The organism is Roseococcus microcysteis (assembly GCF_014764365.1).
In the GTDB taxonomy this organism is placed as follows: Bacteria; Pseudomonadota; Alphaproteobacteria; order Acetobacterales; family Acetobacteraceae; genus Roseococcus; species Roseococcus microcysteis.
The window spans coordinates 3,191,526-3,215,159 of sequence record NZ_CP061718.1 but is presented as its reverse complement, the minus strand read 5'-3'; the positions used below and the strand labels follow the sequence as shown (position 1 = coordinate 3,215,159).

The window sequence follows — 23,634 nt, the reverse complement described above, 5'->3', positions numbered from 1 at the left end:
GGCGCGCGGAATGACCGCGTGGGCTGAAGGATCCGCCGTGATGCTGACTAACCTCTCCGTCGCCAACAAGCTGCGCCTAGGCATTGGCGGTCTTTTGGCGCTGCTGCTGCTGCTGGCCGCCGGCGCGATGCTGGCCATCAACCGCATGGACGCGGCCTCCCGCCAGGTGACCACGGTCTGGCTGCCATCCTTGGATGTGGCCGGCGAGTTGAACGACCTGGCCCTGACCCTGCGCCGACGGGAATTGACCCTCGGCGTCGTGACGGAACCGGCGCGCCTCGGGGTGGTCCTGGAATCCATGCGGACCCTGCCCGAACGGCTGAACGCCGCGCTCGACCGGTACCGGCCACTTATCGTCCTCCCCGAGGAGCATCGCATCATCCGGGAGCTGGAGGTCGCCCTGCGCGCCCATCTCGCGCTGAACCAGCGCCTGCTGCAGGCGCATGCGGCGGGCAACATCGAGCAGGTGCGGGCCCTGGCGGGCGAAGGCGGACCGGGCATCAACACCATCACTTCCCTCCTGGACGAACTGCGAAACCTGAACTCGACCGAGGCACGGCGGGCCGGGGCCGAGGTCGAGGCGGCTGGCCGGTTCGGCGACGCCCTCATCATCGTGTTGGGCCTGATCGCGCTGCTGGTCGGCATCGCCATCGCGGTCATGCTCACCCGCAGCATCACCGGCCGCCTGCTGAACCTGTCGGGTGCGATGGAGAAGCTCGCCAAGCGCGACTACGCCTTCACCCTGAAAGAGACCGAGGACAAGGACGAGCTGGGCGCCATGGCCCGCGCCGTGGAAACCTGCCGCGGCGGGCTGCAGGAGGCCGACCGCCTGGCCGCCGAGCAGGTCCAGGCCGCCGAGCGCCGCGCCGCCCGCGCCGCCCGGGTGGACGCGCTGGTGAAGGAGTTCGAGGCGGAGGCGGCCGATGTGCTGCGCGCCGTCAGCAGCGCCGCCACGGAGCTTTCCGCCACCGCCAACGGCATGACCGCGACCGCCGAGGAAGGCAGCCGCCAGGCCACCACCGTGGCCAGCGCCTCGCAGCAGACCAGCGGCAATGTGCAGACCGTGGCCGCCTCGACCGAGGAGCTGTCCAGCTCCATCGCCGAGGTGGCGCGCCAGGTGCGCGAGACGGCCTCCATCACCACCCGCGCGGCCGAGACGGCGCGGCAGACCGATGGCACCGTCCGCAGCCTGGCCGAGGCGGCGAACCGCATCGGCGACGTGGTGCGGCTGATCAGCGACATCGCGGGCCAGACGAACCTGCTGGCGCTGAACGCCACCATCGAGGCGGCGCGGGCGGGTGAGGCCGGCAAGGGCTTCGCCGTGGTGGCCAGCGAGGTGAAGAGCCTGGCCGCCCAGACCGCCAAGGCCACCGAGGAGATCGCGGCGCAGATCACCGCCATGCAGACCGAGACGCAGCGTTCGGTCGAGGCCATCGCCGCCATCGGCAAGACGGTGGAGGAGCTGAACGCCACCACCGCCCAGGTCGCGGCCGCGTCGGAGGAGCAGGCGGCCGCCACGCGCGAGATCGGCCGGGCCGTGGCCGAGGCGGCGCAGGGGGCCGAGGAGACCTCGCGCAGCGCCGCCAATGTGAAGGAGGGCGCGGAGCGCACGGGCCTCGCCGCGCAGGATCTGAAGGGCGCCTCGTCCGAGCTGGCCCAGCAGTCCGAGCGGATGCGCGGCCAGGTGGACCGCTTCCTGGCCGATATCCGCGCGGCCTGACGGGTGGGGCGCGCAGCCGCGCCCCCCGATTGACCCGCCCCGCCGCCAATCAACGCGGCGGGGCAAGTCTTCGGAATTCCGGGCCATGGGGCCCGGTTTCCTTTGACAGGGGGCGGCATATCTGCGCCTATCCCCGGGCGCTTCCAGTGCTTGCCAATCGCCTTGCCGTGCCCGCCCACCGATGCTCCCAGGAGTGCCGCCGGACGTTCCCCACGTGAAGTCCGGTGAGCCTGAAGCGCCCGGGATGGGATACTCCCCTCCCGGATTGCTACTCAGGAGAATCACGATGGCCCAGGGCACCGTGAAATGGTTCAACGCCACCAAGGGCTACGGCTTCATCGCCCCGGCCGGCGGCGGCCAGGATATTTTCGTCCACATCACCGCCGTGCAGGCCGCTGGCCTCCAGGGTCTGAAGGACGGTCAGTCCATCGGCTTTGACGCCGTCGAGGAGCGCGGCCGCGTGTCGGCCGTCAACCTGAAGGTCGGCTGACAAAGCCCGGCCGGCTTTGGCCGGCCACGGCAGCGAGGGGCGGCGGGACATCCCGCCGCCCCTTTTGCGTTTTTGGAGGCACCGGCGCAGGCTTGGCGCCATGTTCACCCTGACCGAACTCGAAGCCGCCCAGGCGCTGATCCGGCGCCATTTCCCCGCCACCCCGCAATATGCCTGGCCTCTGTTGGCGACACGCACCGGCTGCGAGGTCTGGGTGAAGCACGAGAACCACACCCCCACCGGCGCCTTCAAGGTCCGCGGCGGGATCGTGTATTTCGACGGGCTGCGCTCCAGGGGCGTGGTGTCCGCCACGCGCGGCAATCACGGGCAGTCGCTGGCCTATGCGGGGGCGAAGGCGGGCATTCCCGTCACCATCGTGGTGCCGCACGGCAACAGCGTGGAGAAGAACGCGGCCATGCGGGCGCAGGGTGCGAGGCTGATCGAGCATGGCGCGGATTTCGACGCCGCCCGCGCCTTCGCGGCCGCCCATGCGGCGGAACACGGGCTGGATTTCGCGCCCTCCTTCGCGCCGCCCCTGGTGAAGGGCGTGGCCACCTATGCGCTGGAATTGCTGCGGGCTGTGCCGGGGCTGGAGGCGCTCTATGTGCCAGTGGGGCTTGGTTCGGGCATCTGCGGCTGCATCCTGGCGCGCGACCTGCTGGGGCTTTCCACCGAGATCATCGGCGTGCAGAGCACCGGCGCGGATGCCTATGCGCAAAGCTTCGCCGCCGGCCGCGTGGTGGAGACGCCCCAGGCCGTGACGCGCGCCGATGGCATGGCCACCCGCATCCCCGACCCCGGCGCGCTGGAGATCATCCTCAACGGCGCAGCCCGCATCGTGACCGTGACGGATGACGAGGTGCGCGACGCCATCCGCGCCTATTGGACCGACACGCACAACCTGGCCGAGGGCGCCGGCGCCGCGCCCCTGGCCGCGCTGATGCAGGAACGGACGCGGATGGCCGGCAAGCGCGTCGCCACCATCCTGTGTGGCGGCAACATAGACCTCGACCTGTTCCGGGAGTGGGTGCTGGGATAAAGCCCCCTCTCCCGCCGCGACCGTGACGAAGGAGCACGACCATGCCCTCCCCCCTCCTGGCCGGAGACATCCTCGTGACCGATGGCGGGGCCGGGCCGGGCCATGCGGGCATCGCGCTGGCCGAGGCGGGGCGGAACCGCGTCCTGAACCAGCGCGCCAATGAGGACGGGCAGAGGCCGGCCGCCACGCAGATCTTCCACGCCACCAGCGCGGAGGGGGTGGTGTCCACCATCGCCTGGACGCAGGTCTCCATGGTGTTCCGGCCGGCCAACATCTCGCCCGAGCTGTGCATGAAGCTCGAGGTCATCGCCCGCGAGATCTCCGAGAGCGCGCGCTACGGCCTGGCCCGCGTGCTGTTCAAGAGCTGGAGCGCCCGTTCCCATTTCAGCGCCAATGCGCGCGGGCGGCTGGCGAAGTACCGCACGCGGCTGCAGAACCACCAGGGGGTGGTGAAGCATGTCTACTGCTCGGAATTCATCGTCCTGGTCTATCAGCTCGCCTGCGAGGACGAGGCGCATCCCCTCTTCCCGCGGCTCAATGCCAAGCACACCCTGCCGGGGACGCTCGCGGAATATCTGCGGCGCGACGCCACCAACTGGTCGCTGATGGGCACGACAGATGGCTCCGGCAATGGCGCCATGGACTTCGTGCCGGGGGGGAATGCGGCATGATCCTGCGCCACCTCCGCCCCCTGGGCGGCCCGCCCGTGGATGTGCATGTGGCCGAGGGCCGCATCACCGGCTTCACCCCCAGCACCGCCCCCGGCCCCGCCCCCCTGCTGCTGCCCGGCCTGGTGGAAGGGCACTGCCACTTGGACAAGACGCTCTGGGGCCGGCCCTGGTGGGTGAACGAGGTCGGCCCCCTGCTCACCGACCGCATCGAGAATGAGAAGCGCACCCGTCGCGCCATCGGCATGGAGGCGGCGCGCGAGGGCCGCGCCCTGGCCGAGGCGCACATCGCCGCGGGCACCACCCGGCTGCGCAGCCATGTGGATGTGGATGAGGAAAGCCGCCTCACCCATGTCGAGGCGCTGCTGGGGCTGCGCGCGGCGATGCGCGACGTGCTGGAGATCCAGCTCGTCGCCTTCCCGCAATCGGGCATCCTGCGGACGCCGGGGGTGGAGGAGCGGCTGGACGAGGCCCTGCGGATGGGGTGCGACGCGGTGGGCGGCCTCGACCCCTCGCTCATTGACCGCGACCCGGTGCGGCATCTGGACATCGTCTTTCGCCTCGCGGAGCGGCACGGCAAGCCGGTGGACATCCATCTACACGAGGCGGGCGAACTCGGCGCCTTCAGCATGGAGCTGATCGCGGAGCGCGCGAAGGCCCTGGGCATGGCGGGCCGTGTCGTCATCAGCCATGGCTTCGCCCTGGGCGATGTGGCGGCGGCGCGGGCCGATGCGCTGTTGGCTCTGCTGGCCGAAGCGGGCGTGGCGCTCTGCACCTCGGCACCCCCCTCGCGCGCCGTGCCGCCGCTGCGGCGGGCGCGGGAGCTGGGCGTCACCCTCTTCGCCGGCAATGACAACATCCGGGACACCTGGAGCCCCTACAACGCCCCGGACATGCTCGCCCGCGCCGCCATGGTCGGCCTCAAATACGAGCTGCGGCGGGATGCGGAGGTGGAATGGGCGCTGGACGCCGTGACCACCCTGGCCGCGCGGGGCTGCGGCTTCGCGGATTACGGGCTGGCGGTGGGCGACCGCGCCGACCTGGTGGTGGTCGAGGCCGCGACGGTGGCCGAGGCGGTGGTCCAACGCAAAGCGCCCGCCCTGGTGGTCTCGGGCGGGCGCGTCGTGGCGCGAAACGGGGTGCTGGAGGAGGGCTGATGCCAGCCCTCCAACCGGCCTCAGTGCTTCACGTCAGCCCAGACCTTGCGCTTGGTGGCGTAGACCAAACCGCCCAGGATCGCCAGGAAGATCAGCACTTTCACGCCCATCTGGCGCCGGCGCTCCATCTCGGGCTCGGCCGCCCAGGCGAGGAAGGTGGTCACGTCGCGCGACATCTGCTCGACGGTGGCTTCCGTGCCATCCGCGAACTCCAGCTGGCCCGGGTTGAGCACATTGGGCATCGCGATCTGGTGGCCGGGGAACCAGGCATTGTAGTTCATGCCAGGCATCACCTCGACGCCGGCCGGCGGGTCCACATAGCCGGTCAGCAGGGCGTGGATGTAGTTCGCCCCGCCGGCGCGCGCCTTGGTGATGACCGAAAGGTCCACCGGATAGGCGCCGTTGTTGGCGGCGCGCGCCGCCTGCTCATTGGGGAAGGGGCGGCGGAAGCGGTCCGAGAGGCGGCCGGGCCGCTCGAACATCTCGCCATCCTCGTTCGGGCCGTCCGTGATCTGGTATTCGGCCGCGATGGCGCGCACCTGCTCATCGGTCAGGCCGATGTCGAGCAGGTTGCGGTAGGAGAGCAGCCGCATGCTGTGGCAGGCGGAGCAGACCTCCTTGTAGACCTGGAAGCCGCGCTGCAGCGCGCCGCGGTCGAAGGTGCCGAACAGCCCGGCGAAGCCGAAGCGGGCGTCGGGCGGCGGCGGCGCCTCGGCCGCCAGCGCGGGGCCGGCGAACGAGAGCGAGAGGGCGACGGCGAGAGCCTTTACGATACGCATGGGATCAGGCCTTCTCCATCGGCTGGGCTGTGGCGCCGCCCGGGACGGGGCCACCGCCGAGCTGCGCCTTGGGGCCGAGCACCGCGCGCGCGATGCTCTCGGGCAGCGGCAGGGGCCGTTCCAGGCGCCCCAGCGCCGGCAGCACCACCAGGAAATACGCGAAGTAGATCATCGTGCCGATCTGGGCGATGAGGACGTAGTGCCCCTCGGCCGGCTTGGCGCCCACCCAGGTCAGCACCATGAAGTTCACGGTCCAGAGCAGGAAGGCGATGCGCGCGATCGGGCGGAACCGCATGGAGCGCACCGGCGAGGTGTCGAGCCAGGGCAGCACGAACAGCACCGCGATGGCGCCGAACATCAGGATCACGCCGCCGAGCTTGTCCGGCACCGCACGCAGGATGGCGTAGAAGGGCAGGAAGTACCATTCCGGCACGATATGCGCGGGCGTCACCAGCGGGTTGGCCGGGATGTAGTTGTCGGCATGGCCCAGGTAGTTCGGCATGAAGAAGATCAGGAAGGCGAAGACCGCCAGGTAGACCACGATGCCGACGCTGTCCTTGGCCGTGTAGTACGGGTGGAAGGGCAGCGTGTCCTGCGGGCCCTTGGGCTCGATGCCCAGCGGGTTGTTGGAACCCGTGATGTGCAGCGCGGCCACGTGCAGGAAGACCACGCCCGTGATCACGAAGGGCAGCAGGAAGTGCAGGCTGAAGAAGCGGTTGAGCGTCGGGTTGTCCACGCTGAAGCCGCCCCACAGATAGGTCACGATCTCCGGCCCGATCAGCGGGATGGCGCTGAACAGGTTGGTGATGACGGTGGCGCCCCAGAAGGACATCTGGCCCCAGGGGAGCACGTAGCCCATGAACGCGGTCGCCATCATCAGCAGGAAGATGATCACGCCCAGGATCCAGAGCAGTTCCCGCGGCGCCTTGTAGGAGCCGTAGTACATGCCGCGCCAGATGTGGATGAACACCACCGCGAAGAACAGGTGGGCGCCGTTCATGTGGGCATAGCGGATCAGCCAGCCGAAATGCACGTCGCGCATGATGCGCTCGACGCTCTCGAAGGCGTGATCCACATGGGCGGTGTAATGCATCGCCAAGAACACGCCCGTGGCGATCATGATCATCAGGTTGATCATGGCCAGCGCACCGAAGTTCCAGAAGTAGTTGAAGTTACGGGGCGTGGGGAACGTCCCGTACTCCTTCTGGATCATGGTGAACACCGGCATGCGCTGGTCGATCCAGCGCACCACGGGGTTCTTGAACGAACTGTCGTGCAGGCCGATGGCCATCTTGCTCGTCCTCTAATGGGGACGGACCGGGCGGAACGGGACCATACCCGCCGCCCAGGGGCCGTCAGCCGATGCGGATCGCGGTGTCGGAGGTGAAGGTGTAGCTGGGAACTTCAAGATTGGTCGGCGCGGGGCCGCGCCGAATCCTTCCCGAAGTGTCATAGTGGCTGCCGTGGCAGGGGCAGAACCAGCCGCCGAAATCGCCACGCGCATCGGTCGGCCGCTGGCCGAGCGGCACGCAGCCGAGATGGGTGCAGATGCCCACCACCACCAGCCAGGGCGCCTGTTGCACGCGGCTGTCGTCGGAGGCGGGGTCCTTCAGGCCGGCCAGCGGCTCGGCGCGGGCGGCCTCGATCTCGGCGGCCGTGCGGTGGCGCACGAAGACGGGCTTGCCGCGCCACATCACGGTGACGGCCTGGCCTTCCGCGATGGGCGCCAGGTCCACATCGGTGCTGGCCAGCGCCAGCACGTCGCCACCCGGGGCGAGGGAGGAAATGAACGGCCAGGCGAGCGCGCCGACGCCGACCACGGCGAAGGCCGTCGTGGTCAGCTTCAGGAAGTCACGCTTGGTGACGGCCTCGGCCGGAGCCCCGGCGGGGGAATGGGTCGTCGCACCGCTGGGTGCCGAAGTCTGTGCCATGACACTCCATCTCAACTCTGCGCCTTGCCCGCATCGGGGCTGGGCCTTGCATGATGGGATTTGGCGGCCAAACCTTGGCGCGCAACCCCGACCTTCGCCTGGGCTAATAGGCGCCCAACCCTGCCCTGTCCACCTCATCAGCCATGGGCAAGGCCGTGATTTGCAGGGTATTCATTCACAGACCATGACCATGAGCAGCCACGTGACCCACCCTTTCGCCGAACCGGCCCGCGCCTGGTTCGAAACCTTGCGCGACCGCATCTGTGCCGAGTTCGAGGCGATCGAGGAGGAACTGGCCGAAGGGCCGCATGCCGGGCTGCCCGCGGGCCGCTTCACCTACACGCCCTGGCAGCGCGCCGAGGGCGGCGGCGGCACCATGGGGCTGATGCGCGGGCGGGTGTTCGAGAAGGTGGGCGTGAACGTCTCGACCGTCTTCGGTGAGTTCAGCCCGGAATTCCGCAAGCAGATCCCGGGCGCGGAGGAGGATCCGCGCTTCCTCGCCACCGGCATCTCGCTGGTGGCGCACCCCCGCTCACCCCGGGCCGCGACGGCGCACATGAACACGCGCTTCATCTGCACCACCAAGGCCTGGTTCGGCGGTGGCGGCGACATCACGCCCATGGACAAGGAAAGCGCCGAAAGCCTGGAGGACGCGGCCTTCTTCCACGCCGCCTACCAGCGCGCCTGCGACAGGCACGACCCGACCTACTACCCGCGCTTCAAGCAATGGTGCGAGGAATACTTCTTCCTGCCGCACCGGGGCGAGACGCGCGGCCTGGGCGGCATCTTCTACGACTGGCTGGGCGACCGCACGCCGGGCAAGGGCATCGAGGCGGACTTCGCCTTCACCAAGGATGTGGGCCTGGCCTTCCTCGAATCCTACCCCGCCATCGTCCGCCGGCGCATGCATGAGAGCTGGACGGAGGCCGAACGCCAGCACCAGCTGCTGCGCCGCGGCCGCTACGTGGAATTCAACCTGCTGCACGACCGCGGCACCATCTTCGGCCTGAAGACGGGCGGGAATGTGGAGGCGATCCTGATGTCCCTGCCGCCGGAGGCGGCCTGGTAGGTCAGCCTCTTCCGCGCATGTAGCGGCGTTCGGGGCGGTAGCCGAACCAGCGGGAGAGGCGACGGATCAGGGCTTGGAACATGGCGGGGGCTCGGGCGCGCATGGCCCCTCATGGGCCAGGGATGAGGCCGCTTCGGGCCGTCTCAATGGCATTCCTATGGCACCAAAAGATGAACGGCGGATTGCCGGAGCGCGATCCATGCCCCATCTTCGCCCCATCAAAAGGGAGAAAACGCCATGACCAACATCATCCGTCCCGCGCGGCGCACACTGCTCGCGGCTGGCCTTCTCAGCCCGCTCGCCTCGCCCGCCATCGCGCAATCCCCCTGGCCCAACCGCCCCGTCCGCGTCATCGTCCCCTGGCCGCCGGGCGGCAGCACCGACGTGCTGGCGCGCATCGTGGCCGAGCGCATGCAGGCCATCACGGGCCAGCCCTTCGCCGTCGAGAACCGTTCGGGTGCCGCGGGCAATATCGGCGCCGACGCCATCGCGAAATCCACGCCCGATGGCTACACCATGGGCCCGCTGACGCTGACCGTCTGGGCCATCCACATGTTCCTGTATGACCGGATGCCCTTCAATCCGGACACGGAACTCCAGCCCATCTCCATGCATTGGGAACTGCCCAATGTCTTCGCCGTGCCCAGCCAGCATGTGCCGGCCCGCAACCCGCGCGAGTTCATCGAATGGGCGCGGGCGCGGCGGCAGGGCGTGGCCTATGGCTCGCCCGGCGTGGGCACCAGCCCGCACCTCTCGGGCGCGCTGTTTGCCAACCGCCATCAACTCGACGCCACGCATGTGCCCTTCCGGGGCGCGGCGCAGACCATCCCGGCCATGCTCCAGGGCGATGTGAACTTCGCCATCGACAACCTGGCGAGCTATGTGCCCGTCATCGCCGATGGCCGCATGCGGGCGCTGGCGGTGACGAGCGCGGAGCGCCACCCCGCCCTGCCCGACACCCCCACCATGGCCGAGGCGGGCATCGAGAACTTCGTGGTCGCCTCCTGGTGCGCCTATGCCTTCCCGGCCGGCGTGCCGGCGCCCATCCTGCAGCGGGCCAACCAGCTCATGCAGGAAATCCACAATGACCCCGCCATCCAGGAGCGCTTCATCCGCGCCGGCGGCCGCGCCATGGCCTCCACGCCCGATGGCGTGTGGGAACGCGCCCGGCGCGAGCGCCCGATGTGGGAGGAGATGGCGCGGATTACCGGCGCGCGCCTGGGGTAGTATAGGGGCGGGCATGTCCCGCTGGATGAACGCCCTTTTCGTGGACCACGCGGTGCTGCGCGTCGCGTGGCGCAATTGGGGGGTGGTGGAGAGCGGCCGGCTCTACCGGTCCAACCACCCCCTGCCCTGGCAATTGGCGGCCGCCGCGCGGCGGCACGGCATCGCCAGCGTCATCAATTTGCGCGGCCACCGCGCCGCCTGTGGCTCCGACCATCTGAGCCGGGAGGCGGCGCCGGCCTTGGGCCTCGTCCATGCCGACCAGCCGCTGGAAAGCCGCGGCGCGCCGCACAAGGACCGGCTGCAAAGGCTGATCCACCTCTACCGCACCCTGCCCGAGCCCATCCTGATCCATTGCAAGTCCGGCGCCGACCGCGCGGGGCTGGCGGCGGGCGTGTGGCGGCTGTTGCAGGGCCATGGCGCGGCGCGGGCGGCGGCGGAGCTTTCCCTGCGGCACGGGCATTTCGCCGCGGCCAAGACGGGCATACTCGACGCCTTCTTCGCGGAATACGCCGAGGCCGAGGCGCGGGGCCGCGATTTCGAGACCTGGCTCGCGCAGGATTACGACGAGGTGGCGCTCCGCGCCCGCTTCCGCCCGCGCGCCGTGGCGTCCTGGTTCACGGACAAGGTGCTGCGGCGGGAGTAGCTACGCGATCTCCAGGATGATCTTGCGGCGGACGGCCTGGGCGAAGCTGCCCATGTTCTCCGCCGCGATCACGAAGGCGCCGGGCCCGCCCGAGACGTTGCGCCGGTAGTATTCGTCGAGCGGCAGTTGACCCGGGATCTCCGGCACATTGTCCAGGATCGGCAGGCCGTTGATGATGATGCCCTCGGCCACCGCCTCGTCGCGCGCCTCCGCGCTGGGGCGGCCGGAATTGTTCATGCCATCGCCCGAGACATCCACCACGCGGCGCATGCCGTGCCAGGGCGCCGTCCGCAGCAATTCGCGCGAGACGTCTATGGCGCCCGAGACGGAGGTCCAGCCCACCGGGCGCGGCGGGTGCTGCTGCAATTCCTCCACCCATCCCTGCGCGGCCTCGGGCGAGGCGATGCGCGTCCAGGGCACGATCACGCGCTGATAATCGCGCCCGGACCATTCCATATAGACCACGCCGATGGCGCCCAGCATGCCGCGATGGATGGCCTCCATCACCGCCGGGTCGGTCATGGCGTCCACATAGCCGCGCCGTTGCAGCGCCGCCTGCTCCTCGTTGATGGAGCGTGAGACGTCCACGGCCAGCACCAGCAGCACATCCACCGAATCCTCGGCCACGGCGCGGCGCGAGGTCTGGAGGAAGGGGGCCGCGAGTGCGGTTGCGAGAATGATGGTGCGGCGGCGCATGGCTGCCTCCCGATTCGCTACACTGCGCCAACGCGGCCCCGGGGGCCCGGTTTCAGCGCCGTGACAGCAGCAGAAGGGCCAGCCCGCAAAGCAGGGCGGCGGCGCCGAGGCTGGCCGCGAAGCCTTGTTGAAATCCGCCCGGCACTTGCTCGAAGACCAGGGTGAGAAGCGAGGCCGCCATCACCACCCCCAATGTGCGCGTCATCATGGCAAGACTTCCGGCAACGCCGCGCTGGGCGCGCGGCAGGCTGCCGGTGACGATCTCGGCATGGGCGACCGTCAGCAGCCCAAGCCCCACCCCATGCAGCAGCAGCGCGGCCAGCATCCAGGGCAGCGGCGTGGCCCCGGTCCAGAAGGCGATGGCGGCCAGCCCAAGTCCCGTGCAGCCCACCCCCAGCCGTACCAGCAGGGCGGCGGGAACGCGACCCGTGCCCCAGCCCGCCGCCAGCGAGGCCGCCATGCTGCCCATGGCCGAGACGGCCAGCACCAGCCCGCCCCAGCCCGTCGGCAGCCCGGCCACGCCCACGAGGTGGTAGGGCACGAAGAGCAGCACCGCGAAGCCCGCCATATGCGCCAGCACCACGGCCGTGTTCAGCGCCGCGAAGCCCGGCAGGCGGAACACCGACAGGTCCAGCACCGGATGCGCCACGCGCCGGCTGCGCCACAGGAAGCCCCAGGCGGCGGCGCCGGCCAGCAGGATGAGGGCGGGGGCCAGCCATCCGCCCTCGCCCAGGTGCCGCGCCTGGTTCACCGCCAGCAGCAGCCCGCCGATGGCGGCGGCCAGCAGCAGGGCGCCCGGCGCGTCGAAGGGCTCGCGCCGCGCCGGCAGGGGCGCGCCGGGCAGGCGCCAGGCCAGCAGCAGCGCCAGCAGCGAGAGCGGGGTGCGGAACCAGAACACGCCCGGCCAACCGAACGCCGCCACCAGCACCCCGCCCGCCAAGGGCCCCAGCACGGAGCCCGCCGCGAACATCAGCCCGTAGAGGCCGAGCGCCCGCGGCCGCAGCGCCTCCGGCACCTGCGCCGTGACCAGGGCCGGCCCGCAGCTGATGACCAGCGCCGCCCCCACCCCCTGCAAGACACGGCAGGCCAGCAGCAGCGGGTAGCTCGGCGCCAGGGCGCAGAGCAGGCAGGCAGCCGCGCTCACCGCCAGGCCGGCGCGGAAGACGCGCGCATGGCCGAAGATGTCGCCCAGCCGGCCGATGCCCAGCATCAGGCTGCCATAGGTCAGCACATAGGCGATGACGACCCACTGGATGCCGGCCAATGGCAGGCCGAAATGCGCGGTGATGGCGGGGAAGGCGATGTTCAGCGCGCTGTCCAGCGGCACCACCAGGCTGCCGAACCCCACCACCCCCATGCGCCAGAGCGCCAGGCGGTTCATCGTCTCTGGCCGCGCGGGCGCAAAGGGGCTGTCATGGGCGCGATGGTAGAGGGAGATTCCCGGATGGGCACATGGGGCGTGGATTCCGAGACGGGCGTGCTGCGCGACGTGCTGCTCTGCCCGCCCGACAACTATGACTGGCTGCCGCTGAACGCCGTGGCCCGCGCCAATATCGCGTCCGGCGCGCGGCCCGACCCCCAGGCCGTCCGCCGGGAATTCCGGGAGCTGGAGGAGGCGCTGGAAGGTGCCGGCGTGCGGCGGCACTACCTGAGGCCCGAACCCCATCTCGGCTACCAGGTCTATGCGCGCGACAGCAGCCAGATGACGCCCTGGGGGCCGGTCGTCACGCACATGTTCAAGCCGGAGCGCCAGGGCGAGTACGCGCCGGTGATCCATTTCTACGAGAGGCTGGGCTGCCCCATCTGGCGCTATGCCAATCATGGCCATGTGGAGGGCGGCGACATTGCCATCATCCGCCCCGGGCTGCTGGCCATCGGGCACACCGGCACGCGCACGGATCTGGATGGCGCGCGGCAACTGGCCGGCTGGTTCGCGGCCGAGGGGTGGGAGGTGCGCCTCGTGCCGCTCGACGAGCATTTCCTGCACCTCGACGTCGTGTTCTGCATGGTGAATGACCGGCTGGCGGTGGGCTGCACCCAGGTGCTGGACCCCGATTTCGTGGAATGGCTGTCGGGCCATGGCATCGCCCTGCTGGACACAAGCTACCGCGAGGTGATGGACCTCTCCTGCAACCTGCTTTCGCTGGGCGAGGACCGGGTGATCTCGGCGCTTCACAGCGCGCGGCTGAACGCGGCGCTGCGGGCGGAGGGGATCACGGTGCTGGACCCCGATTTGCGCGTCATCACGCGCGGCGGGGGTGGGGCGCATTGCCTGACCATGCCCCTACGAAGGGACCCGCTCCGCGCCTGATCCGCGCAGGCGCAGCCGGAGCGGTGAATCAGTCGCGCAAACAGGCACGCTTGCCAGCCAGGGCGCGATGGGCTTCAACCCGCGGCCCTTTCGGAAGCTCCGCCCATGCGCCCGCGCCTCGGTCTCGATTTCGGCACCACCAACAGCGTCGCCGCGCTGCGCCACCCCGATGGGCGGGTGGAGGTGCTGCGCCATGACACGGGCGAGGTGTTCCGCTCCGTCCTCAGCTTCTGGCGCGGCGCGGGCGGGCGGGCCATGCACGCCGCCGGCCCGGCCGCCATCGCCGCCTATCTGGAGGAGCCTTTCGAGAACCGGCTCATCATGTCCATGAAGAGCTACCTGGCCCAGGCCAGCTTCACCGAGACGCGCATCCTGGGCCGCGGCTATGACCTGCCCGCGCTGATCTCCCTCTTCCTGCGCGAATGGCTGGCGCCCTTCCGCGCGCATCTCGATGAGGCCGAGGTCATCGTGGGCCGCCCCGTGCGCTTCGTGGGCGAGCGCGCCGATGACGCGCTGGGCGAGGCGCGGCTGCGCGCGGCGCTGGCCCAGGCCGGGCTGCGTGACGTGACGCTGGCGCTGGAACCCGCCGGCGCGGGCCAGCTTTTCGCGCGCGACCTGGATGGGCCCGCCACCGTGCTGGTGGCCGATTTCGGCGGCGGCACCAGTGACTTCTCGGTGCTGCGCTTCGTGCCCCACGAAGGCCGCGTCACGGCGCTGGGCCAATCGGGCGTGGGCATCGCGGGCGATGCGCTGGATTTCCGCATCATTGACCATGTGGTGTCGCCGCATCTGGGCAAGGGCGGCACCTATCGTGTGATGGGCGGCAACCCGCTGCCGGTGCCGCCCGCCTGGTACCTGGCCTTCGCGCGGTGGAACCAGTTGTCGCTGATGCGCGCGCCGCGCACCCTGCGCGAAATCCGCGAGGTGGCGGCCACCGCCGAGGAGCCGGACGCGCTGCAACGCCTGCTGCGCTTCCTGGAGGAGGAGGCGGGCTATGCCCTCTACCGCGCCGTCTCGGGCGTGAAGGCCGCGCTGTCGGGGGCGGAGGAGGCGCGGCTGCAATTCCACGAGGCCGGGCTCGATCTCGACGTGCCCATCGCGCGCGCGGAGTTCGAGGGCTGGATCGCGCCGGAACTGGCGCGCATCGGCGCGGCGGTGGATGCGGCGCTGGTGGATGCGGGCATTGGCCCTGGCGATGTGGACCGGGTGTTCCTGACGGGCGGCACCTCGCTGGTGCCGGCGGTGCGGGCGATCTTCACCGAACGCTTCGGCGCGGCGCGGGTGGTGGCGGGCGGCGCCTTCGTCTCGGTGGCGGAGGGGTTGGCGCTGATGGAACCCGTTGGCAAGGCCGCCGCCCTGGCCTGCAGCCCCGCGGCTGATTCACGCCTTCGGTGATTCCACCGAAGGCGATCAGACGCTATGACATCCCACCATGACCGATACCCCCACCCTCCCCGACCGTCTCTCCAGCGACCCCAGCAGCCCCTTCTACAACGAGGAATTGTTGAAGCGCGGCGTGGGCATCCGCTTCAAGGGGCAGGAGAAGACCAATGTCGAGGAGTATTGCGTCTCCGAAGGCTGGGTGCGCGTCAGCATGGGCAAGAGCGTGGACCGCAAGGGCCGCCCGCTGACCCTGAAGCTGACGGGGCCGGTGGAGCCTTACCTGCATGAGGAAACGCCTGGGGGCTGAGCCCTACCCGGCCGCCTTCAGCACCAGGATCCCGCCCACGATCATGCCGATGCCCAGCAGCCGCGGCAGGCTCACCGCATCGCCCAGGAAGGCCATGCCGATGATGGCCGTGCCGGTGGCGCCGATGCCGGTCCACACCGCATAGGCCGTGCCGATCGGCAGCACCTTCAGCGCCAGCGACAGCAGCCAGAAGCTCGCCACCATCGCGGAGACGGTGAAGACCGACGGCCAGAGCCGCGTGAACCCCACCGTGTATTTCAGCCCCACCGCCCAGGCGATCTCGAAGAGGCCCGCGGCGCCAAGGGTCAGCCAGGCCATGCCCATGCGTCGTCTCCGTTGCGGGGCGCAGCGGTAGGGGCGGGGCTGGGTGGGGTCAAGCGTTCAGAGGCACCTCCACCTCCAGCAGGGGCGCGTGCTGCTGGGCGCCATAGACGTCGGTGTCGCCGAAATCGCCCGCCGGCACCAGGCGCGGCAGCGTGGCCTTGAAGGCCAGCGCGGCGTCATAGGGGGTGAAGAGCACCTTCTCCTCCGGCACGCCGTAGAGACGCGCGAAGAGCGCCGCGTTCAGCACCCCCGTCGCCTTCACCTGGCGGTAGACCGAAGCATCCTCGAACAGCACGTCAATGGTGACGAGGAAGGGGCCGGCATTCTTGCTCTTGCAGACCTGCGCGATGTCGCGAATGCGTGGCATGTCAGACCCGTTCATGCTCGATGGGGAACAGCGCGTAGGGATCATCCGGCACGCAGAGATGGAACACGCTGAAACGATACAGCGGCCCCAGCGGAATGTCGGAGGGCGAGAAGGGAAAGGCCATGTTCCCCTCGCGGCACAGGCGGCCCGGGAAGTCCGCGTGCAGCAGGCTGGTGCGGGCCACGGCCAGCACGCCGTCGGCGATCTCCTGGCTGTCGGCCAGCACCTCCACCACGAAGCCGAGTTCGTGCGGCGCCGTGGTCGCGGCCTGTTCCCAGGCGCCCATCACGCCATCCTGCCCATAGACGCGCAGCTTCATCTGCCACGCATGGCCCGGGATGCCGATGGCCTGGGTCTTCATCTCCACGCGCTGCCGGTGGCCCTTCAGGTAGTCGTCAATCTGGCCGATCAGCACCGGGTCGCGCGTGCCGCAGAGGGTGATGGCGCGATAGCCCGCGCGCTCCACACCCTCCAGCTTCACGGTGTAGGTGTCGGCCGGCGTCCAGGTCATGCCGGAGACGCGCACGGCGCGGTCGGAGACGGGGTCGAAGCGCACATGCTCCGTGTCCAGCATCCCGCCCGGCTCCAGGTGGTGGATGGGGCTGGCGTTCTCGTGCAGGGCGAAGTTCGCGACCGAGAGCGGCGTGCAGCGGCGGATGGGGTTGGGCGGCTCGCAGACCAGGTGGTCGTCGCGCAGCGTGACCAGCAGGCAGTCGGGCTCCTTGGGCACGGCGGGTTCGGCGCCGCATTCCAGCATCTTGCCGGCATACCAGGCGGGGGCGGGCGGAATGCCGGCGCGCAGCGCGGGCGCCACCCATTGCGCGGGGTCGCTGCTGCGGCCGCAGAGGATGACCTGCGCGCCCTGGTCGAGCGCGCGGGCGATGGGCTCGGGGCCCATCATGGCGACGATGCGCTCGGCGCGATCAATGGTCGCGGCGTCCAGCTCCGGCAGGCTGGCCAGGGGCTTCGTGCGCCCGCCCTCGCGCATCCGGTGCAGCGTCGCGCGGTCGGGCTCCGCATGGATCAGCGCCATGGGGAAGGAGAGGCCCTCCTCGCGGGCGATCTCGCGCACCAGCGCGGCGGTGTCCTGCAAATGCGGCTCGCCCCCCGCGCCGCCGGCGGTGCCGATGATGCAGGGGATGCGCGCGGCGACGGCCGCTTGCAGCATCAGCTTCAGGTCGCGCTTCACCGCCATCCGGTTGCAGAAGCTGGTGCCGGCGCCGAGGTAATGCGGCCCCGGATCCGTGCTGCCGCCATCGGCGCCGATGATGTGCGGCTCCCGCGCCATTCCGCGGCGGAGCGAGTCCTCGGCATAGCCATAGCCGAGGATCCCGCTGGTCGAGAGCATGCGGATTTCGTTCATGTGGATGGCCTCAGCAGGCCCTCGCGCGAGGCCTGCGCCCATTTGGCGTCATCGTCGCGGAGGAGTTGCGCGAATTGCGGCACGGTCAGCGGCACCGTCTCCATGCCCAGCGTGCGCCAGCGTTCGCGCATGGCGGGCTCGGCCAGCAATTCGTTGATGTTGGTGTTGAGGCGGTTGGCGATCTCCGTAGGAAGACCGCGCGGCGCCAGCCAGCAGAACCAGCCGATGAAGTCCGCACCCTGCACCCCCGCCTCGCGCAGCGTGGGCACCTCGGGCAGGAAGGGCGAACGCTCGGGCGAGGACACGGCGATGATGCGGATATTCCCCGCCGCCACCAGCGGCGCCGCGGTGGCCGGGCTGCCCCAGGCCACGGGCAAATGGCCCGCCGTCAGGTCCGCGATATAGGCGCCGCTGCCGCGATAGGGCACCTCGATGATGTCCACGCCGGCGCGCGCCGCGAAGAGCCGCGCGGTGATGGAGGATTGCGCGTCCGAACTGGCCTGCGCCACCACGCCCGGCCGCGCGCGGGCGGCTTCCAGCAGCCCCGCCACATCGGTGAAGGGCGCGCGGGCGGAGGCCATCAGCACCAGCGGGTAGCGTGCCGTGAGCGCGATGGGCGTGATGTCATTCAGCGGGTCGAAGGGCAGCGGGCCCAGATACTTCGCCATGACATGCGTGCTGGTCTGCGCGCCCAGCACATAGCCATCGGGCGGGCTGCGGGTCACGGCCTCGGTGCCCACGATGCCGTTCGCACCGGGGCGGTTCTCCACCACGAAGTTGCGGCCGAAGCGGGTGGCCAGGCCCTCGGCGATGGCGCGCGTGGTGATGTCGGTGCCGCCGCCCGCGGCATAGGGCACGATGATGCGCACGGGGCGCGCGGGCCATGCCTCCTGCGCGCCGGCCGTGGCCAGCGCGGGCAGCGCGAGGCCCGCGCCCAGTGCGGCGCGGCGGGTGATGCCATGTGTCATGTGTCGTTTCTCCCTTGTGGCGTCGCGGCGTTCAGCGGCCGCGATCGGTCTTCTTCCAATCCCCGGCGTTCGGACGGGTCAGGCCAAGGTTCTCGCGCAGCGTGCTGCCGGCGTAGTCCTTGTGATAAAGGCCACGCCGCTGGAGTTCCGGCACCACCAGCCGGGCGAAATCCTCGAAGGCGCCGGGCATCTGCGTCGCCACCAGCACGAAGCCGTCGCAGGCGCGGCTGGTGAACCATTCCTCCATCTGGTCGGCCACGTCGGTCGGCGTGCCGCAGAAGATGGGGAATTCACGGATGGTGCCGCGGCCCGAGAAATGCACGAAGTCGCGCACGGTCGGGTTGGGCTTGCCGCTGAGCGCCACTACGCGGTCCTTGAAGCCGGTCCAGGACATCTTGCGCAGCTCCTCATCCGTGAATTCGGAGTCGAGGTCCTTGCTGGCGAAGTCGAAATTCGTCACCTCGGACAGCAGCACCAGCGCGTCCATGGGCTTCGACAGCGACAGCACATAGTCGCGCTTCGCCTCGGCCGCCGCCCGCGTCTCAGCCACGCAGACATAGCAGGCGGGCGCCACGGTCACCTTGTCCGGATCACGCCCCGCATCGGCCACGGCCTGCTTCAGCTCGGCATATTGCTTCCGGCCGGCCTCGATGGTCGGGTAGACCACGAAGATCAGCTCCCCCCAGCGGCCGGCGAAGCGGCGGCCACGGCCGCTCTGCCCCGCCTGGATCAGCACCGGATGCCCCTGCGGCGAGCGGGTCACCGGCAGCGGGCCCTTGGAGCGGAAATAGGTGCCCTGGTGGTTCAGCGCATGGACCTTGGACCCATCGGCGAAGCGGCCGCTGGCCTTGTCGCCGATGATGGCGCCCTCCTCCCAGCTGTCCCAATGGCCCATGACGACTTCGACGAATTCATCCGCACGGTCGTAGCGGAGGTCATGCTCCAGATGCTCGGCCCGGCCGAAATTCGCGGCCTCGGAATCATTCAGCGAGGTGACGATGTTCCAGGCCGCCCGGCCCTCCGTCATCAGGTCGAGCGTGGCGAAGAGACGCGCCACATGGAAGGGCTCGTAATAGGTGGTGGAGTAGGTGGCGCCCAGGCCCAGATGCTTCGTGGCCCCGGCGATGGAGACCAGGATGGTGGCAGGGTCCATCTTCACCACGCGGATGCCGTTCTCCACCGCCTCGCGGTGGTCGTGGCCATAGATGTCGGGCATGGCCAGGCGATCGTCGAAGAAGGCCAGGTGGAACTTCCCCTCCTCCAGCACGCGGCCGATGCGCTGGAAATAGGCCGGCGTCAGGAAGTCCATGGGGTTGGCCTGGTGCCGCCAGGAGCCGGGCGCGATGGAGCAGTTCTGCGCCTGCAGGAAGCCGACCATGGCGATCTGGCGGCCATCTTTCATGGACATGGGGCGTCGCACCTTGTGTTTCCTCTCGTCCGAACCTAGGCGGGACGGCGGGGCGGCGTCCAGCGGTTTTGCGCAAACGTTCGCACAAATTTTTTCTGAGGTTTTGCCTGCCTTCCTGGCACGATCTCGGGGTAAGTTGTGCTGACGCTTGCGCGCACCCGCCGCGTGGAGGACAGAGACAGGCATGGACGACAGCAACGGCCCGCGCGTGACCATCGTGACCCTGTCGCGCCGCGCCGGCGTCTCACCCTCCACCGTCTCGCGCGCGCTGCGGGGTGATCCGCGCATCTCCAAATCCGTGCGCCGCAGCATCGCGGCCCTGGCGGCGGAGGAGGGCTACCTGCCCAATGCCGTGGCGCGGGGCCTGGCCTCCGGGCGCAGCGGCCTGATCGGCCTGGCGCTGGGGCCGACCGAGAACCCGCTCTACACCCAGCTTCTGCAACTGGCCGTGCAGGAGGCCGCGACGCGCGGGTTGCGCTTCCTGGTGATGCATGCGGGTGAGGGCGCGGTGGACGAAGACACGGCGGGCGCCATCCTCGGCTATCAGCTCGATGGCTGCCTCATCACCTCGGCGGACCTGTCCTCGCGCGCGGCGGAAATCTGCGCGCGGCATCGCGTGCCCGTCGTCATGGTCAGCCGCGTGGCGCGGCTGCACGCCAGCGCCGTCACCTGCGACAATCGCGCCGGGGCGCGCGAGATGGCGAGCCTTCTGCTGGAGGCCGGGCACCGGCGCTTCGCCGTGGTGCATGTGGGGGGCCGCAGCTCCCCGGGGCTGGAGCGGGAGCACGGCTTCCTGGAACGCCTGGCCGAGGCCGGCCTCACCCCCGTGGCGCGGGAGGAGGCGGTCTCCTCCTACGAGGCGGGCTACGCCGCCGGGCAGCGGCTGGTGGATGTGCGGCCCGACGCGGTCTTCGCCGTCAGCGACATCATCGCGCTGGGCGTGATGGACGCGCTGCGCGCCGGCGGGCTGCGCGTGCCGGAGGATGTCTCCGTCACCGGCTTCGACGACATCGCCGAGGCCGCCCGCCCCGCCTATGCGCTGACCACCGCGGCCCAGCCGCTCTCCGCCATGGTGACGCGCGCGCTGGACCTGCTGGAGGCGCGCATCGCCAACCCCTTCGCCCCCGACGAGACCATCACGCTGGGCGCCCGGGTGGTGCGGCGGGGCTCGGCGCGGCTGGGCTGATCAGATCCTTCTGGGCGGCCGATTCACGGCTCCGGCGCGTCCGCCGAAGCCGATCGGACGCCTGCCATTCGGCCGATTCACGGCTCCGGCGATTCCGCCGAAGCCGATCGGACGCCTGCCAGCGCCGCCGTGACGCGCCGCGCGAAGGCAGCGGGGGCACGCGGGGCGTCGCCATCCTGCACGCGCGCGAGGTCGAGCAGCAGCCCGGCCATCTCCGTGACGTCCTCGCCCGCCTCGGCCTGCGCCGCCAGGCGCCGCACCAAGGCGTGGCGCGGGTTGAGGCGCAGCACGGCGCGGTCCGGACCGAAGGCGCGGCCGGCGCGGCGCATCATGCGCTGCATGGCGAGGTCCGGCGCGCCGGCCTGGGCGGCCAGCACGGCGGCGCTGTCCACCAGCTGCGCGGTTTCCTCGACGGCGGCGACATCCTCCTTCAGCGCCTCGCGCAGCAGGGGCAGGAGCGCGGCGAGATCGGGCGCCGGCTCGCCTTCCACCTTGTGTTCGGAGAGGTCCACCTGGCCCTGGGTGATGCTGCGCAGCGCCTTGCCTTCGAAGCCCGCCAGGCGCTCCGGCCAGAAGGCGTCAATGGGGTCGGAGAGCAGCAGCACTTCCAGCCCGCGCGCGCGGAAGCCCTCCAGCTGCGGCGACTTCGCCAGGGCCGCCGCGTCATCGCCCACCAGGAAGTAGATCTCCTGCTGGCCATCCTTCATGCGCGCGATGTAGTCGGCGAGCGAGGTCCAGCCTTCCTGCGCGGAGGAACGGAAGCGCAGCAGCGCGGCAATTTCCGTGCGGTGCTCGGCATCCTCCCACACGCCTTCCTTCAGCGTGGCGCCGAAGTTTTCCCAGAAGGGCGTGTAGCCCTCGGAATCCTTCGCGCGCGTCTTGAGTTCCGACAGCACGCGGGCGGTGACGGCGCGGCGGATGCGGGCCAGCACCGGCGTCGCCTGCAACATCTCGCGCGAGACGTTCAGCGGCAAATCCTCCGTGTCCACCACGCCGTTCACGAAGCGCAGCCAGGGCGGCAGGAGTGCCGCCTCATCGGTGATGAACATCCGCCGCACATGCAGGCGCAGCCGGCTTTCGCGGGCTTCCTCCACGGGCGTGAAGGGCTTCATGCCGGGGATGAAGAGCAGCGCGGTGAATTCCAGCGTGCCCTCGGCGCGCCAATGCAGCGTGGCCCAGGGCGTGTCGAAGACATGGCCGAGATGGCGGTGGAATTCCGCGTAGGCCTCTTCGGTGATCTCGGACTTGGGCTTGCGCCACAGCGCCGTGCCCTCGTTGGCCGCCTGCTCCTCACCATCCTTCACCACCATGATGGGCAGGGTGATGTGGTCCGCCCATTTGCGGATGATGGTCTGCAGGCGCAGCGGTTCCAGGAATTCCTCCGCGTCGGACTTCATGTGCAGCACGATGTCGGTGCCGGCCTCCTCGCGCGTGGCGGGGGCCAGCGTGTATTCGCCGCGCCCTTCGGAGGCCCAGGCCCAGGCTTCCTGCTGGCCCGCGCGGCGCGACGTCACTTCCACCCGCTCCGCCACCATGAAGGCCGAGTAGAAGCCCACGCCGAACTGGCCGATGAGGCTGGGCTTGTCGCTGGCCTGGCTCTCCGCCATGGCGCGCGTGAAGGCCAGCGTGCCCGAGCGCGCGATGGTGCCCAAATGCTGCGCCAGCTCGGCCTTGTCCATGCCGATGCCGTTGTCGCTGATGGTGAGCGTGCGGGCCGCCTTGTCGGGCACCACGCGCACGCGCGGCGCGTCGGGCAGGGAGAGGTCGGGGTTGGTCAGCGCCTCGAAGCGCCGGCGGTCCACCGCGTCGGCGGCGTTGGCCACCAGTTCGCGCAGGAAGATCTCGCGCTCGGAGTAGAGGGCGTGGACCACCAGGTCCAGCAGCCGGCCCACCTCGGCGCCGAAGCTGTGCCGTTCGACGGATTCGGTCATGATCTGGTCCTCAACAAAGGTCTTGGGCGGCGGCGATATGCGCGGGGCGCGGCGAGGATTCAAGCCGGCTCGCAACCGCCATGCCAGGCCCCCGTTCTCCGTGGCACGCCCGGAGGAAGGCCATGACCCCAGCGACCGAACCGAAACCCCATCCGCCCGCGGGGCGCCCATGAGCGGCCTGCCCGACCGTGAGGGGGAGGTGGACCTCATCCTCGACATGCCCACCCTTGTCGCCATCATCGCCGCCGCCCGCGCCGCCGACGAGGTGCAGGAGGAGGCGGTGAACGAGCCCGTGCAGGACCCCGAGAACCCCGAGGATGTCAGCCCGCGCGAGATGGGCCGCGCGGTGGCGGGGATGATCGCGAACCTCAACGAGGACGAGCAGGCCGCGCTGATCGCGCTGACCTGGATCGGCCGCGGTGATTTCGACGCGACGGAGTGGACGCAGGTGCTGCGCCAGGCGCGCGAGCGCAACGCCGACGGCACCGCGCCGCATTACCTGGGCGAAATGCCGCTGCTGGGGGAGCTGCTGTCCGAGGGGCTCGCCGCCCTCGGCCGGCCGCCGGAGGAGGAGGGCTAGAGCGGGATGCGTTGAGGTGGAATCACCGAAAACGTTGAATCCCGCTCTCCACGAAGGCTGGAGCAGGCTGCGTGAACGCATGTGAAC

The 23,634-nt window shown here is 70.2% G+C and carries 24 protein-coding genes; 13 read left to right on the top strand and 11 right to left on the bottom strand.

Going from position 1 to position 23,634, the window contains the following annotated elements; translation table 11 throughout:
• Window positions 1-40: 40 nt before the first annotated feature.
• From ICW72_RS15485 to ICW72_RS15465, 5 genes are all read left to right on the top strand, one after another.
• Window positions 41-1,720 (top strand): methyl-accepting chemotaxis protein, encoded by a 1,680-nt coding sequence (locus ICW72_RS15485; RefSeq protein WP_191083534.1) that lies wholly within the window; start codon window positions 41-43, stop codon window positions 1,718-1,720.
• Between the two features lie 286 nt (window positions 1,721-2,006).
• Window positions 2,007-2,210: a cold-shock protein gene (locus ICW72_RS15480; RefSeq protein ID WP_184382485.1), complete on the top strand. Its 204-nt coding sequence runs from the start codon at window positions 2,007-2,009 to the stop codon at window positions 2,208-2,210.
• 100 nt (window positions 2,211-2,310) lie between these two features.
• Window positions 2,311-3,249, top strand: coding sequence for a threonine dehydratase (locus ICW72_RS15475; RefSeq protein WP_191083533.1), 939 nt, complete (start codon window positions 2,311-2,313; stop codon window positions 3,247-3,249).
• A 41-nt stretch (window positions 3,250-3,290) separates the two neighbouring features.
• Window positions 3,291-3,920 carry a hypothetical protein gene (locus ICW72_RS15470; protein ID WP_191083532.1) on the top strand — a complete coding sequence of 210 codons (630 nt, stop codon included), beginning with the start codon at window positions 3,291-3,293 and terminating at the stop codon, window positions 3,918-3,920.
• Window positions 3,917-5,074: an amidohydrolase family protein gene (locus ICW72_RS15465; protein WP_191083531.1), complete on the top strand. Its 1,158-nt coding sequence runs from the start codon at window positions 3,917-3,919 to the stop codon at window positions 5,072-5,074. The genes ICW72_RS15470 and ICW72_RS15465 overlap by 4 nt, the downstream gene beginning before the upstream one ends.
• A gap of 20 nt (window positions 5,075-5,094) precedes the next feature.
• On the opposite strand, the gene ICW72_RS15460 is transcribed toward ICW72_RS15465, so the two are convergent.
• The 3 genes from ICW72_RS15460 to petA all read right to left on the bottom strand — a co-directional run bounded on the left by ICW72_RS15460 (window position 5,095) and on the right by petA (window position 7,784).
• Window positions 5,095-5,853 carry a cytochrome c1 gene (locus tag ICW72_RS15460; protein ID WP_191083530.1) on the bottom strand — a complete coding sequence of 253 codons (759 nt, stop codon included), beginning with the start codon at window positions 5,851-5,853 and terminating at the stop codon, window positions 5,095-5,097.
• A 4-nt stretch (window positions 5,854-5,857) separates the two neighbouring features.
• On the bottom strand, window positions 5,858-7,144 hold the full coding sequence (locus ICW72_RS15455; RefSeq protein ID WP_191083529.1) for a cytochrome b: 1,287 nt from the start codon (window positions 7,142-7,144) through the stop codon (window positions 5,858-5,860).
• A gap of 64 nt (window positions 7,145-7,208) precedes the next feature.
• The gene (petA, locus tag ICW72_RS15450; RefSeq protein ID WP_191083528.1) at window positions 7,209-7,784 is read right to left on the bottom strand and encodes a ubiquinol-cytochrome c reductase iron-sulfur subunit; all 576 of its coding nucleotides are present in this window, start codon (window positions 7,782-7,784) and stop codon (window positions 7,209-7,211) included.
• 190 nt (window positions 7,785-7,974) lie between these two features.
• Here petA and hemF point away from each other — a divergent pair, with 190 nt between their 5' ends.
• From hemF to ICW72_RS15435, 3 genes are all read left to right on the top strand, one after another.
• Window positions 7,975-8,853, top strand: coding sequence for an oxygen-dependent coproporphyrinogen oxidase (gene hemF, locus ICW72_RS15445; RefSeq protein ID WP_408639213.1), 879 nt, complete (start codon window positions 7,975-7,977; stop codon window positions 8,851-8,853).
• Between the two features lie 237 nt (window positions 8,854-9,090).
• Entirely contained in the window at window positions 9,091-10,080 is a 990-nt protein-coding gene (locus tag ICW72_RS15440) for a Bug family tripartite tricarboxylate transporter substrate binding protein (RefSeq protein WP_191083526.1), read from the top strand.
• A 25-nt stretch (window positions 10,081-10,105) separates the two neighbouring features.
• Window positions 10,106-10,723, top strand: a complete 618-nt coding sequence (locus tag ICW72_RS15435; RefSeq protein WP_223880627.1) for a protein-tyrosine phosphatase family protein — start codon at window positions 10,106-10,108, stop codon at window positions 10,721-10,723.
• Here ICW72_RS15435 and ICW72_RS15430 read toward each other — a convergent pair whose 3' ends face one another.
• Window positions 10,724-11,419 carry a DUF1194 domain-containing protein gene (locus tag ICW72_RS15430; RefSeq protein ID WP_191083524.1) on the bottom strand — a complete coding sequence of 232 codons (696 nt, stop codon included), beginning with the start codon at window positions 11,417-11,419 and terminating at the stop codon, window positions 10,724-10,726.
• Between the two features lie 52 nt (window positions 11,420-11,471).
• Complete coding sequence (locus ICW72_RS15425; RefSeq protein WP_191083523.1) at window positions 11,472-12,800, bottom strand: MFS transporter; 1,329 nt, start codon at window positions 12,798-12,800, stop codon at window positions 11,472-11,474.
• A gap of 63 nt (window positions 12,801-12,863) precedes the next feature.
• Here ICW72_RS15425 and ICW72_RS15420 point away from each other — a divergent pair, with 63 nt between their 5' ends.
• From ICW72_RS15420 to ICW72_RS15410, 3 genes are all read left to right on the top strand, one after another.
• Complete coding sequence (locus ICW72_RS15420; protein ID WP_191083522.1) at window positions 12,864-13,730, top strand: dimethylarginine dimethylaminohydrolase family protein; 867 nt, start codon at window positions 12,864-12,866, stop codon at window positions 13,728-13,730.
• A 105-nt stretch (window positions 13,731-13,835) separates the two neighbouring features.
• The gene (locus ICW72_RS15415) at window positions 13,836-15,125 is read left to right on the top strand and encodes an Hsp70 family protein (protein ID WP_191083521.1); all 1,290 of its coding nucleotides are present in this window, start codon (window positions 13,836-13,838) and stop codon (window positions 15,123-15,125) included.
• Window positions 15,126-15,162: 37 nt separating this feature from the next.
• Window positions 15,163-15,420, top strand: coding sequence for a DUF3297 family protein (locus ICW72_RS15410; protein ID WP_191083520.1), 258 nt, complete (start codon window positions 15,163-15,165; stop codon window positions 15,418-15,420).
• A 3-nt stretch (window positions 15,421-15,423) separates the two neighbouring features.
• Here ICW72_RS15410 and ICW72_RS15405 read toward each other — a convergent pair whose 3' ends face one another.
• The 5 genes from ICW72_RS15405 to ICW72_RS15385 are packed head-to-tail and all read right to left on the bottom strand — an operon-like array spanning window position 15,424 to window position 19,850.
• The gene (locus ICW72_RS15405; protein ID WP_332308925.1) at window positions 15,424-15,744 is read right to left on the bottom strand and encodes a DMT family transporter; all 321 of its coding nucleotides are present in this window, start codon (window positions 15,742-15,744) and stop codon (window positions 15,424-15,426) included.
• Window positions 15,745-15,793: 49 nt separating this feature from the next.
• Window positions 15,794-16,111: a DUF4387 domain-containing protein gene (locus ICW72_RS15400; RefSeq protein WP_191083519.1), complete on the bottom strand. Its 318-nt coding sequence runs from the start codon at window positions 16,109-16,111 to the stop codon at window positions 15,794-15,796.
• Between the two features lies 1 nt (window position 16,112).
• On the bottom strand, window positions 16,113-17,474 hold the full coding sequence (locus ICW72_RS15395; protein WP_223880626.1) for an acyclic terpene utilization AtuA family protein: 1,362 nt from the start codon (window positions 17,472-17,474) through the stop codon (window positions 16,113-16,115).
• Entirely contained in the window at window positions 17,471-18,442 is a 972-nt protein-coding gene (locus ICW72_RS15390) for a Bug family tripartite tricarboxylate transporter substrate binding protein (RefSeq protein WP_191083518.1), read from the bottom strand. The genes ICW72_RS15395 and ICW72_RS15390 overlap by 4 nt, the downstream gene beginning before the upstream one ends.
• Window positions 18,443-18,473: 31 nt before the next feature.
• Window positions 18,474-19,850 carry an LLM class flavin-dependent oxidoreductase gene (locus ICW72_RS15385; protein ID WP_223880625.1) on the bottom strand — a complete coding sequence of 459 codons (1,377 nt, stop codon included), beginning with the start codon at window positions 19,848-19,850 and terminating at the stop codon, window positions 18,474-18,476.
• 184 nt (window positions 19,851-20,034) lie between these two features.
• Between ICW72_RS15385 and ICW72_RS15380 the strand changes: the two genes are divergently transcribed.
• The gene (locus ICW72_RS15380; protein WP_184382463.1) at window positions 20,035-21,036 is read left to right on the top strand and encodes a LacI family DNA-binding transcriptional regulator; all 1,002 of its coding nucleotides are present in this window, start codon (window positions 20,035-20,037) and stop codon (window positions 21,034-21,036) included.
• A gap of 77 nt (window positions 21,037-21,113) precedes the next feature.
• On the opposite strand, the gene htpG is transcribed toward ICW72_RS15380, so the two are convergent.
• Complete coding sequence (gene htpG, locus ICW72_RS15375; RefSeq protein WP_191083517.1) at window positions 21,114-22,967, bottom strand: molecular chaperone HtpG; 1,854 nt, start codon at window positions 22,965-22,967, stop codon at window positions 21,114-21,116.
• Between the two features lie 169 nt (window positions 22,968-23,136).
• On the opposite strand from htpG, the gene ICW72_RS15370 reads away from it, so the two are divergent.
• Window positions 23,137-23,547: a DUF3775 domain-containing protein gene (locus ICW72_RS15370; protein ID WP_191083516.1), complete on the top strand. Its 411-nt coding sequence runs from the start codon at window positions 23,137-23,139 to the stop codon at window positions 23,545-23,547.
• Window positions 23,548-23,634: the final 87 nt, after the last annotated feature.